Below are 13509 nucleotides of genomic sequence, written 5' to 3'. Positions count from 1 at the left end.
TAAATAAATTGCATTGCTCAATATAACTAAAACAAAATTATATACTTATGAGTTAATTTACATGAAATTTAACTGCATTATAATTTATTTTCAATAAAAGCATAAAAAAATGAGGTTTTCTTTCTCCTGTCACAATGTAAGATGAGAATTCAACTTATAGATTAGCTTGATTTTTTTTAATGAAATAGGACGGATAAAGTGCCGAAAGTTGTTTATTTTTCAGAAAAATTCGGTATCATCCGCCCTCTAGTTATGACAAACAAATTTAAGTCTAACTAGATTCTATAAAGCACCGAGTCAAAGGACCACAAGTCACCCGACTTATTTCTTTCAACCCATATCAGAGATGGTAATTCGATATGAGCGTTTCTTCTGTAAATCCTGCCCCTAATTCTACTAACGAATACTATTTGACTCGCCAAAGCCAAATGGAATCCAATGTTCGTAGCTATCCACGTAAATTACCGTTAGCGATAGCAAAAGCTTTAGGCTGCTGGGTTACTGATGTTGAAGGTACAGAGTACCTCGATTGTTTGGCTGGGGCAGGGACTTTGGCTTTAGGCCATAACCATCCTGCGGTTATTCAAAGTATTCAAGATACTTTAACGAGTGGTCTCCCATTACATACTTTAGATTTAACAACGCCTTTAAAAGATGCATTCACTGAAGCATTACTTGAACAATTACCTGGTGGTAAAAAAGAGTATTGTTTACAGTTCTGTGGCCCATCTGGTGCAGATGGTACAGAAGCAGCAATTAAATTGGCGAAGACCTATACAGGTCGTAGTTCCGTGATTAGCTTCTCAGGCGGCTATCACGGAATGACGCATGGCGCTTTAGCCATGACAGGTAACTTATCTGCGAAAAATTCGGTAAATGGCTTAATGCCAGGCGTACAGTTTATGCCATATCCGCATGAATACCGTTGCCCACTGGGTCTTGGCGGTGAAGCAGGTGTAGATGCCTTAACTTACTTCTTTGAAAACTTTATTGAAGACGTAGAAAGTGGTGTAACTAAACCTGCAGCCGTGATTCTTGAAGCTATTCAAGGTGAAGGTGGTGTAGTTACAGCACCAACCAAATGGTTGAAAAAGATCCGTGAAGTCACTGAAAAACATAATATTGTGTTGATTCTTGATGAAGTTCAAGCAGGTTTTGCCCGTTCAGGTAAAATGTTTGCTTTTGAACACGCAGGCATTGAACCTGATGTTGTGGTGATGTCAAAAGCAGTAGGTGGTAGCTTACCGCTTGCAGTTCTTGGTATTAAGCGCAAATTTGACGCTTGGCAACCTGCGGGTCACACAGGCACTTTCCGTGGTAACCAATTGGCGATGGGTACTGGTCTTGCAACAATCAACACTATTAAAGAGCAAAATCTTGCGCAAAATGCACAAGAACGTGGTGATTTTTTACAAGCTGAATTTAAAAAATTAGCTGTAGAATTCCCATGTATCGGTAACGTACGTGGCCGTGGCTTGATGTTGGGTGTTGAGATTGTAGACGAACGTCAAACAGCAGATCACATGGGTTCATTACCAGGTGATTCTCAATTGGCAGCTGCTATCCAGACCGCTTGTTTCGATAACAAATTGTTGTTAGAGAAAGGTGGTCGTAACGGTACTGTAATTCGTTTACTTTGCCCATTGATCATTACGCATGAAGAATGTGTAGAAGTTATGGTTCGCTTTAAGAAAGCCATTGCTGAAGCACTTGTTGCTGTACGAGGCGCATAATGGTTGATTTTGCAGAACATCGTAAAGCATTACTCTGCAATGATGCTCAATCCATTGCTGACTACGAGTCAGCAATGGGTGAGGCGACTAAAGCAGTCGCAGCATGGTTGCACAATGACAAAATGTATACAGGCGGTAGCATTAAAGAGCTACGCAGTGCAATTGCGTTTAACCCTTCAAAAGAAGGTTTAGGTGTACACAAGTCGCTTGAACGTATGGTGGAGCTTTTCCTCAATAAAAGCTTGAAAGTACATCATCCGCACTCACTTGCACATTTGCATTGCCCAACGATGGTCACTAGCCAAATTGCGGAAGTGCTCATCAATGCAACCAACCAATCGATGGATTCATGGGATCAAAGCCCAGCGGGTTCATTGATGGAAGTTCAATTGATTGATTGGCTTCGTCAAAAGGTTGGTTATGGTGCGGGTCAAGCAGGTGTGTTCACTTCTGGCGGTACACAGTCTAATTTGATGGGTGTATTGCTGGCACGTGATTGGTGCATTGCGAAAAACTGGAAAGATGAAAACGGCAAGCCGTGGTCTGTTCAGCGTGATGGTATACCTGCGGATGCAATGCGTAACGTCAAAGTTATTTGTTCTGAAAATGCACATTTCTCTGTGCAAAAGAACATGGCAATGATGGGTATGGGTTTCCAATCGGTTGTGACTGTCCCTGTGAATGAAAATGCACAGATGGATATGGATGCCTTGGAAAAAACCATGGCTGATCTTCAAGCAGCGGGTAAAATCGTGGCATGTGTGGTTGCGACGGCAGGTACAACCGATGCTGGTGCGATTGATCCATTGAAGAAAGTACGTGAAATCACCAACAAATATGGCGCGTGGATGCATATTGATGCGGCATGGGGCGGTGCACTCATTCTTTCGAATGACTACCGTGACATGTTAGATGGTATCGAATTGTCTGATTCAGTGACTCTTGATTTCCATAAGCATTATTTCCAAACCATTTCTTGTGGTGCGTTCTTGTTGAAAGACGAAGCGAACTACCGTTTCATGCATTATGAAGCTGAGTACTTAAACTCGGCTTATGATGAAGAACATGGTGTGCCAAATCTAGTGTCAAAATCACTACAAACGACGCGTCGTTTCGATGCGTTGAAATTGTGGATGACCGTTGAATCATTAGGCGAAGAGCTTTATGGTTCAATGATCGACCATGGTGTGGTTCTCACACGTGAGGTTGCTGATTATATCAATGCAACTGATGGTTTGGAGATGTTGATTGATCCACAATTCGCTTCTGTATTGTTCCGTGTGATTCCTGAGGGTTATCCAACAGAATTGCTTGATACATTGAATCAAAACGTCGCAGATGAATTGTTTGCGCGCGGAGAAGCGAATATTGGTGTTACTAAAGTCGGTCAAGTTCAATCCTTGAAAATGACCACTTTAAGTCCAGTAGCGACTTTAGATAACGTGAAGAATTTGCTTAACCTTGTGTTAGCAGAAGCAGAGCGTATCAAAGGGCCAATTCAAGCTGGTACTTATGTGACAGCAATTGACTAAGCGCATGTAAGCATTTTAAGTTAAAAGAAAAGCCAGTTTTATAACTGGCTTTTTTGTATAAGTTAGGGGGGAAAGCATAAAAACATCCCTTTTGGATTTTTGATCATTTCAATAGCACTTTTTAAAGTAAGCTGTTCATCATAAAATGTGTGAGTAAATATCCTTATTCATATGATTATTCATTAATTTAAAAGTGTTAAATCAATCAATTTTAAATGATCAGTGGATGATAATATTGCTTTTTTAAATTGCTTTAATGGATGGGTTTTTGCGCTTAAGTCATTACTTTTATTCTGTATTAACTTGATTAAAAACAAGGTTAGTCATACTGCTAAAAATTTATAATGAGTAAAAATGAGGTCATAAATATTGCAGCATACATATTTTCCAATGTTGAGCGAATTTATAGACATGTATTTAAAAACGGTAGGCTAGTGACTTTTTTTAATTTTAAAATTAAGCTGCCCAGATTGGGCTGAATCCAATTTTTCCAAGTAATTTTCGATACATATTCGGGTGGTGATCTGTCAGAAAACATGCTTTTATAGATTAATTTATAGTCAAATATTCGGTGTGGTTTACAGTAAATAGCTGCAAACCATCATGTTTGCCAAGTCATCATAGTTAATATTGCATTGATTATGAGCTGTATAAAACATTGTAGGATGATCTTTTGTCATAAACATCCTCTTTGAATCTGTCTCTAAATTTTTAAGTCAAAACAAAGTTTTATGTATTTTTATAAAGTGCGTGAATATGCTGAGTAGCTGCATAAATTTACTTAAAATATACAGATCATTAAAGTGTCATAAAGCTGTAACTTCATTGTCATATTTTAAACTCAAAATGCAGAGATCGAAAAAGTACAAAACTTTATAAAAAAGTAGCGTGCTTCAAAATTGCATCTAATGAAGAGAGAAAAGAATGCGCTTAAATCACCTCGCACTTGCTTTAGCAGTTTCAGGAGCAGTTGTAGCAACAACAGCAAATGCAGCTCGTGACACAATCCAAATCGCTGGTTCTTCAACTGTTTTGCCATACTCAAGTATTGTTGCAGAAGAGTTTGGTAATACTTTCCCACAATTTAAGACACCTGTTGTTGGTTCTGGTGGTACATCTGGTGGTTTAAAGCAATTCTGTCAAGGCGTAGGTGATAACACGATCGACATCGCTAATGCATCTCGTAAAATTAAAGATACTGAATTAGCTGCATGTAAAAAAGCTGGTGTGAATCAAATTATTGAAGTAAAAGTCGGTTATGACGGTATTGTGTTTGCATCTAACTCAAAAAAAGCTGCTTATAAACTTCGTCCACAACATGTATTTGCAGCACTTGCAGCACAATTACCATCAAATGGTAAGTTAGTTGCAAACCCATACACGCATTGGAATCAAATTGACAAATCACTTCCGAATGAACCAATTACATTGGTTATTCCAGCTTCTAACCATGGTACGCGTGAAGTGTTCCAAGAAAAAATGGTTGAAGCAGGTTGTGAATCTTATACATATTTCAAGAATTTAGACAAAGATGCACAGAAGAAAGCATGTTCTACTTTCCGTAAAGATGGCAAAGTGATTGAGATTTCTGGTGACTATACTGAAACATTGGCACGTTTAAAGACTTCTCCAAGTGCAGTTGGTGTATTTGGCTTAGGTTTTTATGATCAAAACCGTGACAAATTACGTGTAGCGACAGTAAACAATGTTGTACCATCAGAAAAAACAATTCTAAATGGTTCTTATCCTGTATCACGTCCATTGTTCTTTTATGTGAAAGGTGAACACCTTAAATCAATCAAAGGTTTACAGCAGTACTCTGAGTACTTCTTAAACAAAAAAGTTTCAGGTAAAGGTTCTAAATTAGAAAAAGCGGGTCTTATTTCAATGTCTGATAAAGAACGTGCAAAAGTTCTTGCAGATTTTAAAGCAGGTAAAGCTGTTAAGTAATTAGGATGAATAAGCTGGTGCTAGGATAGTTCTTAGCATCGGCTTTTTTGCAAAAATAAGGTTTTTTCAAAGCATGAAAATTGAAAAAATGCCGGAGAATACATGAATCTGCTACTCATAGGTGTGTTATTGGCATTGATTGCCGTAGCCTATCAAATCGGGTTATCTAAAAGCCGTAACCTAGCAGGTAAGGGAAATAACTCTGCGAAGTTGCACTCTCGTCCCGGATATTACGGTGCACTGGTTGCTTTATGGTGTGGTATCCCTGCTTTTTTAATTTTACTTGTTTGGAATCTAGTTGAAGCCAACGTTTTACAATATTTAATTTTACAAAATGTTCCAACAAATATTACCGCAAATTTAGATGTCGCGGGTATAGATGTACTGATTGATCGTATCAAAGCAATTGCTTCTGGTTTTGGTGTGAGTGACACACCCGCAGCTTATGAAGTTGCAGCAGCAGAGCATTTGGCTAAGTTCGAAAAAGTAAGTGAATTGGCAAAGTTTGCTGTCGTCATTTGTGCTGCAATGCTCGGTTTGGTTTGGGCGAAGAAAAGGGTCAGTCAAAATTATCGTGCACGTAATCAAGTTGAACGTACCATCAATGTTATTTTGATTTTATGTTCAGGGGTTGCAATTCTGACAACGATTGGCATTGTGATGTCAATGTTTAAGGAAGCGGTTCATTTTTTCAATTTTGTTTCTCCAGTTGATTTTTTCTTCGGAACAGAATGGAACCCTGGTTTTAGTACATCGGGTAATGCTGAAGGAAGTTATGGTTTATTGCCACTGATCTGGGGCACACTGATGGTCAGTGGTATAGCCTTACTGGTTGCCGTACCATTGGGTTTAATGATTGCAATTTACTTGGCGGAATATGCATCGCCAAAATTTAGATCTTGGGCAAAACCCGCCATTGAAGTGTTAGCAGGTATTCCGACCATCGTTTATGGTGTATTTGCACTGATGGTGATTGGACCCGCTTTAAAATTAATTGGTGAAGTGATTGGTGTTGAAATTAATGTAACCAGTGCTTTAACAGCAGGTTTTGCAATGGGGATTATGATTATCCCATTTGTATCTTCACTTTCAGATGACATTATTACTCAAGTCCCACGTTCACTACGTGATGGTTCTTTAGGTTTAGGCGCGACAAAATCTGAAACGATTCGTCAAGTGGTACTGCCTGCCGCATTACCTGGGATTACAGGTGCATTTTTATTGGCTGTATCCCGTGCTGTCGGCGAAACCATGATTGTGGTGCTTGCGGCAGGAAATAGCCCATTACTGCATGTTAATCCTTTTGAGGCTGTATCGACAGTCACCGTAACGATTGTGAAGCAATTAACGGGTGATACAGATTTCGCAAGTCCTCAAGCCTTGGTGGCATTTGCACTCGGTTTGACCCTGTTTGTAATTACGCTGTGTCTTAATATTGTAGCACTCTATATTGTGCGTAAATATCGTGAGCAATACGAATGAGTACATCAAATACATCTCCAGCGGATCAAAATGTATTTGATCCTCGTGCAGCTGCGGAATTACGCGAAAAACGTAAAGCTAAAATTGCAAGTTCATTGTCAAAGCGTCATCGTAAAGAAAAAACATTTCGCTTTGTCGGTTTCTCTTCCGTGGTCATCGGACTTGCTTTTGTCGCTTTATTGTTTGGTAGTATTTTGTATAAAGGCCTTCCAGCATTTTGGCAAGCCAGTATGACGGTTCCTGTTTATTTTGATCCTGCATTGATTGACACTGGCCCTAGACCAACTCAGAAAGTTGGCGAGTCTCCAGCACTCTACCAAGAGCGTTATGTAGAATGGCAAACTAAAATGGGGATGGTTGATTGGGATGCTTTGATTGCCAATGGTTTAATCAGCAAAGATCCATCATTAGCCAATTATCGTGATGAATTAAGTAGTTTATATACCAGTTCAGAAGCTTATCGAATTCGAGATATGGTCTTTAAAGATCCAGCTTTAATTGGTGAAAAAGTTGAATTGAATTTATTAGCAGATGCCAATATTGATGTCTGGTTAGCGGGGAATATTGATCGCTCATTACCAGATGATCAGCAACAATTAAGCCCAGAAATCCGTCAGCTTTCTGATGATCTTGCTGCAAAAGGAATTATTCAGCGTACATTCAATACGCAACTTTTCACCAATCCAGATTCGCGCAGTTCACCTGCAACAGCAGGTTTGGCGGGTGCATTCATGGGCTCATTGTTCATGATGCTAATCGTGATTTTTATCTCGATTCCATTGGGAGTGGCAAGTGCGATTTATCTAGAAGAATTTGCACCTAAAAATTTCATTACCGATATTATTGAAGTGAATATCAATAACCTTGCGGCTGTACCATCCATCGTCTTTGGTTTGTTGGGGGCTGCAATCTTTATTGGTTGGATGCATTTACCTATTTCTGCACCGTTGGTGGGTGGCTTAGTTTTAAGTCTAATGACACTACCAACCGTGATTATTACCACTCGGGCTTCGTTAAAAGCAGTGCCACCATCTATTCGCCAAGCAGCTTTGGGAATTGGTGCATCACGGATCCAAACAGTTTTTCACCATGTTTTACCTTTGGCTTTGCCTGGAATCATGACGGGTTCTATTATTGGTGTTGCACATGCTTTAGGTGAAACCGCACCATTGTTATTGATTGGGATGAGTGCATTTGTTGCCAATATTCCCGTATCACCTTTAGATCAATCAACGGCTTTACCCGTCCAAGTTTATTTGTGGCAGGGCAATGAATTACGTAACTTCTTTGAAGGACGTACTGCTGCTGCGATTATTGTCTTACTGGCACTAATGGTAGGTTTAAATAGCCTTGCGATTTGGTTACGTAAGAAATTTGAAGTGCGCTGGTAGAGAGGGCAATATATGAATACTGTAACTGCATCAAAAACAAATTCCTTAGAACAGGACGAATCAGTGAATCAAGAACAGAAACAATTTATCTCTCCCGAAGTGGATAAAAAACGTCAAGGGACTTCATTTGTTTCTCAATTTGATACCCAAACTTCGGCAAAAAAAGACGCAAAAACGGCTAATGTGAAAATTAGTACTTCAGATGTACATGTATATTATGGTGAAGCAGAAGCAATCAAAGGGATTGACCTAAATATTTATGAAAATGAAGTGATTGCTTTTATTGGCCCATCAGGTTGTGGTAAATCGACTTTTTTACGTACTTTAAACCGTATGAATGACACGATTGATTCGTGTCGTATAACCGGTAAAGTGATGTTAGATAATCAAAATATTTATGATCCAAACCTTGATGTAGTTTTATTGCGCGCACAAGTGGGGATGGTATTCCAAAAGCCAAACCCATTTCCGAAGTCCATTTTTGACAATGTCGCTTATGGTCCAAAACTTCACGGTCTAGCACGTGATAAATATGACCTTGAAGAAATTGTTGAAAACAGTTTGCATAAAGCGGGTCTTTGGAATGAAGTGAAAGATCGTTTAAATCAGCCGGGTACAGGTTTGTCTGGTGGTCAGCAGCAGCGTTTATGTATTGCACGTACTATTGCGGTGAGTCCAGAAGTGATTCTAATGGATGAGCCATGTTCTGCACTTGATCCAATTGCAACGGCAAAAATTGAAGAGCTGATTTCAGATCTTTCTACACAATATACCATTGCAATTGTGACTCACTCAATGCAACAAGCAGCGCGTGTTTCTGACCGTACTGCTTACTTCCATTTAGGTGATTTAATTGAAGTAAATGCAACTGAAAAAGTCTTTACCCAGCCAGATCATCAATTAACAGAAGCGTATATTACAGGTCGTTTTGGTTAAGACTTAGTTTCGTTAAAAAAAGAGCCATAAGGCTCTTTTTTTATGTCGTAAGATTAGAAGATATTGATGAAAATCGTAAAGATGAATTTTAAAATTAAGAACCAAACTAAAGCTAAAGTGATGGCATTGTAGTGCTTACTTATTTTAATGGTAACTAAGATAATTAAGCCATAACAGATTAAAAAAATTAAGCTATCAATATAGTGTCCAGTTACTTTGGCTGTCATCAATCCATAAGGAATGAGCAATAACAGATAAATACTAAAAAGGGGCATCCAAATAGGGAGGATTTTAATCGCTTGTTGCCAGTGTTTTTGCTGAATTAGTTTAAAAGCATATTTGAGTGTACTTATACGGTTATCTTGAATGCTAAGTGAGAAAATTATTGCTATGCCGTAAATTAAGGTCATATAAAATAATAAAGATTGAACATTAACGAACCATAGACTTTGATAGGTCCAGAGAATAATAGGCAATAATAAGGTGGAAATGAACCAGTATAAATTGCTCGATTTTAAATGTAATTTATACGCGCTACTTTGCCAAACACCTAAACTGATATAGATCGCGAAAATAATAAATAAGCCAAGCAGAGGGTTTGAATTTAATGAAATGAGGCCAGCATCTGAATCGATCAAGGATAAAAGTTGCTTCCCAAGGTGTAGCATATTGCCCACAATAAAGGTATTTATGACCAAATATAATAAAATACAGTGCAGTAAGGAGCCTTGCCATTCAGATTGTGAGCGATTGAATTGTAGATAATTGATTAAGAAAATACTGGCAATCATCCAGCTATGTAAAATATAGAGGCTCCATTGCAAAAGTGGAGACGAAAAAAAGTCTGAAAATCTAGAATCACCGTAAATGATGCCAATACTAATGAGGGTGGTGCTTACTAGAATGCTGATCCAAGCTAATACAGGTGCAGTGATTAAGCGTGTCCACGTCATTTGCCAAGCACTAAGGGAAGACATCCTCAATTGATCCCAAACATGCGATTTAATATCGCTGCTGATACTACGTTTGATTAAAATAATGAGCACAAAATTTGAAATAATATAAGCAATATTTCCGACGATAAATAAGTAATTAAAAAACTGACTCGGATTGGCTCTAAAATTATCAGAGTTATATCCCCAGAAAATAAAAAAAGCATAAAGTGTCATGATCCCAAAGATTAAGGCGGGGCTAAAATTGAGCCATAAAAGGCGTTGATGTTCAGCATTAATTCTAATTTTAGGGACTTTTATTGGTGGTTGATTCATTTTATTGTTCTCCCTGAAATAAACTATTGCGGTAACTTTGTAATAAAGATTCTTTCAGTGGTTCTAGTCCAATTAAAGGCAACTGTTGTTGTACTAAATAACGGATAAGCTCAACTCTACATTGCGCCTGACTAGAAATAGTGGCCGTCACTTGAAGTTGATTAAATTGTAAGTTTTGGATATGTGGTGCTTGTTCAATCAGTATTTTAGCTTCATGGCTAATTTCTGAAAAACGTAAAAGAATGGGAAGCGTTGCATCAAGGATTGAATGATGCATGATTTGTTCATAAGACTCTAAAGTCTTATGCTGCTTAATTTTCCCCTCTTGAATTACCAGCATATGCGTACAATATTCATCAAGTTCAGATAAAATATGACTGGAAATTAAGAGCGTCATACCTTCATCACGAAGTTGCTTGAAGAGTTGTGAAAGCTCATAACGTGCTTCTGGGTCTAAGCCACTGGCAGGTTCATCTAAAATTAATAATTTGGGACGATGAATAATCACTTGCCCGATTCCAACACGTTGTTTTTGTCCCCGCGATAAATGTGCGACTTTATCATTTAATTTATCGGTTAAATTTAACAACTTCGCAGTAGAAATAAGGGTGTCTTTTAGTTGCTCATCTTGAATGCCTCGAGCCGATGCAGCATATGTCCAACATTGTAGAACAGTTAAATTTTCAGAAAGTCCAAAAATATCAGGTAAATAACCAATTTTAGTATAACTTTGTCTCGGGTTATCTAAAATGGGCTGATTGTCGAGTAAAACAGAACCTTGTTGTGGGATTTCCAAGCCTGAAATACACCGCATTAATGTTGATTTTCCAGCCCCATTGGGTCCAATTAAACCTGTAATAGTGTTACTGTCTAGCTGAAGGTTTATGTCATATAAAACTTGTTTATTTTCATAATAAAACTGTAAATTTTGAATATTGATCATTCAATGACTCATTAGATTTGTTTAGGACGTTTTTAATTTTTATCATCATAATAGGGTTTGTTGACATTTCACAGATGCTTGCGACAGAGGACATTTTTTAGACGTTACAAGGCATGTTTTGCGAAATTTAGTCATTCTAAATGATGAGCAGTGACTAAAGCTGCGCAAGATAACGCAGTAGCGGAAAAAATGTCCCTGTCCTGTAAGGTTATCACTAAAACTTCCCCAAACTTCGTTATGAAACTTGACAAGGGGATCGACCATTGTCTGCATTTCATGCCTTGTTTGAGTTGTTTTAGTGAATAACGCAATGCATGGCTGAAATGTCAACAGACCCTAGATTTACTTTTTTATTTCATGCCTTGTTGAGGGGGAAAGAAATCCATTTAATTAGAGTAAAAGAATGCAATCTACTGAGGTCTTAGTGATCCTAAAGTATGGCTGAGAAAATTTTGCTTGAAGAAAATACAGTTGAGCTATTGAATTTTGCCTTAAAAGACCACATCTTAAGAACATAAATATGAATATATGAGTTTGATACCTTTATGTTATTCCACACCCCGAAATTACCTGCTGAAATTCGAATCAGTCATTTAAATGCGCGTGTAAATGAACAACGTAAAAAAATTGCGCAAACCACAGCGTCTAAATTTGAACTATTACAACTTACTCAACAGCTTTCAAAAGAAGCACGCTTACGTAAAAAGAATAATCAAAAAGTTTATGTACTTGACTTTAAAGGCGATACAGCGGCATCTGCTGTAGAAAGTTTACGTGAAGAAATTACCTTAATTTTAGCAACTGCAAAAGTGGGACGTGATCGAGTGGTACTTCGCTTGGAAAGTCCAGGTGGTATGGTGCATGGTTATGGTTTAGCGGCTGCACAACTGGTACGTTTACGTGATGCTGGGTTTAACTTAACCATTTGTGTGGATAAAGTTGCAGCCAGCGGTGGTTATATGATGGCATGTATTGCTAACGAAATTGTTTCTGCGCCATTTGCTGTGGTGGGCTCAATTGGTGTGGTTGCTCAAGTACCGAACTTTAATCGTTTGTTGAAAGAACATCATGTCGATTTCGAACTATATACCGCAGGTCAATTTAAACGTACGGTAACGATGTTTGGTGAAAATACGGCTGAAGGTAAAGCAAAATTTGAAGAAGAATTACAGCAAACGCATGAACTATTTAAGCACTTTGTTGAAAAATATCGCCCACAATTGAATGTTGAAAAAGTGGCTACAGGTGAGCATTGGTATGGTAAAGATGCACTTGAGTTAAACTTGGTGGATAAGCTACAAACCTCAGATGAATATTTGCTGAGTCTATTGGCACAACACGATGTTTATGTGATTGATACACGTCGTAAGCCAACTTTAGGTGAGAAGTTAGGCTTACAAGCAGCACAAATTGCAGATGGTTTAGTGCCTGCAGTTATGAATAAAATCATGGAAACTTTAGCAAATAGCAATTCAAGCTTAGTCCAAATGCGTGATCCGAAACTTTAATTCATTTAAGCTTTAGATTGCATTAAGCCAGTGGTCAAACCCTCCACTGGCTTTTTTATTTTATGCTGTACCTTGTTTATCTTTGATTAGAATAACTGCGCCAGAAATAATCGCGCCAATGGTTGCCAGCAACATATCTTGATGAGCATCCCAGATATCGCCTTGTTGTCCATTATAGTTTTCCGCATCTTCTGGAGATAAACCCATCGCAATCCACCATTCAATCCATTCATAGATGAGGCTGCTTGCCATGACAAATTGAATAATTAGTAGAAATAAAACCGATGGTTTTAGGCTGGGAAGCCAGACTTGAAATAAGCGATAGAAAAAAGGATACAGCAATACGCCATAAGCAATATGAACTAAACGATCGTACATATTACGTGACCAGCCCATAAATTGGTTCAAATCAAAATTGAATACTTCTTTAATCCATTCATTGTAAGGCACATAAGAATATAAATAGTGTGCACCCAGAATGTGAATCAGTAAAAAGCCAAGGTATAAAGTAAAGCTGTAAAAGCTTAGTCCAATTTTTTTAAAACAAATGAATAGGGCAATCAGCATCAATACTGTACCAATCTGATGCAGTATATAAGAGGATAATTCGAGCGGTTGAATACTTGCAATAATAATCGCAATGGCTAAAAAACCTAAAAGAAGCCAGTGTTTTAAGCTGAATTGGTATTCAATCATCTTGTTATTTTCGACTATAAAGTATTGGAATTATAATGAAAAAGCGAAGCCGAAGCTTCGCTTTTTGGTA

10 protein-coding genes are annotated in these 13509 nt (G+C 38.1%); 7 read left to right on the top strand and 3 right to left on the bottom strand.

What is annotated here, in order from left to right:
- Positions 1-359: 359 nt before the first annotated feature.
- The 6 genes from BLV99_RS04670 to pstB all read left to right on the top strand — a co-directional run bounded on the left by BLV99_RS04670 (position 360) and on the right by pstB (position 9024).
- Positions 360-1733, top strand: coding sequence for a diaminobutyrate--2-oxoglutarate transaminase (locus BLV99_RS04670; RefSeq protein WP_086184998.1), 1374 nt, complete (start codon positions 360-362; stop codon positions 1731-1733).
- The gene (locus BLV99_RS04665; RefSeq protein ID WP_092688199.1) at positions 1733-3265 is read left to right on the top strand and encodes a pyridoxal phosphate-dependent decarboxylase family protein; all 1533 of its coding nucleotides are present in this window, start codon (positions 1733-1735) and stop codon (positions 3263-3265) included. The genes BLV99_RS04670 and BLV99_RS04665 overlap by 1 nt, the downstream gene beginning before the upstream one ends.
- A gap of 924 nt (positions 3266-4189) precedes the next feature.
- Complete coding sequence (locus tag BLV99_RS04660; RefSeq protein WP_086185000.1) at positions 4190-5215, top strand: substrate-binding domain-containing protein; 1026 nt, start codon at positions 4190-4192, stop codon at positions 5213-5215.
- A gap of 102 nt (positions 5216-5317) precedes the next feature.
- Entirely contained in the window at positions 5318-6697 is a 1380-nt protein-coding gene (gene pstC / locus BLV99_RS04655; RefSeq protein ID WP_092688196.1) for a phosphate ABC transporter permease subunit PstC, read from the top strand.
- Positions 6694-8088 (top strand): phosphate ABC transporter permease PstA, encoded by a 1395-nt coding sequence (gene pstA / locus BLV99_RS04650; RefSeq protein WP_092688193.1) that lies wholly within the window; start codon positions 6694-6696, stop codon positions 8086-8088. The genes pstC and pstA overlap by 4 nt, the downstream gene beginning before the upstream one ends.
- 12 nt (positions 8089-8100) lie before the next feature.
- The gene (gene pstB, locus BLV99_RS04645) at positions 8101-9024 is read left to right on the top strand and encodes a phosphate ABC transporter ATP-binding protein PstB (RefSeq protein ID WP_086185003.1); all 924 of its coding nucleotides are present in this window, start codon (positions 8101-8103) and stop codon (positions 9022-9024) included.
- 53 nt (positions 9025-9077) lie between these two features.
- Here the strand turns inward: pstB and BLV99_RS04640 are convergent, their stop codons facing one another.
- Both BLV99_RS04640 and BLV99_RS04635 read right to left on the bottom strand, forming a co-directional pair.
- A complete protein-coding gene (locus BLV99_RS04640) occupies positions 9078-10292 on the bottom strand; it encodes a hypothetical protein (RefSeq protein WP_092688190.1) in 1215 nt (404 codons plus the stop codon).
- A 1-nt stretch (position 10293) separates the two neighbouring features.
- Complete coding sequence (locus tag BLV99_RS04635) at positions 10294-11235, bottom strand: ABC transporter ATP-binding protein (protein ID WP_092688187.1); 942 nt, start codon at positions 11233-11235, stop codon at positions 10294-10296.
- Positions 11236-11780: 545 nt separating this feature from the next.
- Between BLV99_RS04635 and sohB the strand changes: the two genes are divergently transcribed.
- Positions 11781-12743, top strand: coding sequence for a protease SohB (gene sohB / locus BLV99_RS04630; RefSeq protein ID WP_086185006.1), 963 nt, complete (start codon positions 11781-11783; stop codon positions 12741-12743).
- Positions 12744-12803: 60 nt separating this feature from the next.
- Here sohB and BLV99_RS04625 read toward each other — a convergent pair whose 3' ends face one another.
- On the bottom strand, positions 12804-13439 hold the full coding sequence (locus BLV99_RS04625) for a DUF2238 domain-containing protein (RefSeq protein WP_092688184.1): 636 nt from the start codon (positions 13437-13439) through the stop codon (positions 12804-12806).
- Positions 13440-13509: the final 70 nt, after the last annotated feature.

The sequence above is a fragment of the Acinetobacter kyonggiensis genome (assembly GCF_900107285.1).
GTDB classification, from domain to species: Bacteria; Pseudomonadota; Gammaproteobacteria; order Pseudomonadales; family Moraxellaceae; genus Acinetobacter; species Acinetobacter kyonggiensis.
Note: the sequence above shows the minus strand (reverse complement) of the source record. Positions and strands in the feature narration are given on the sequence as shown.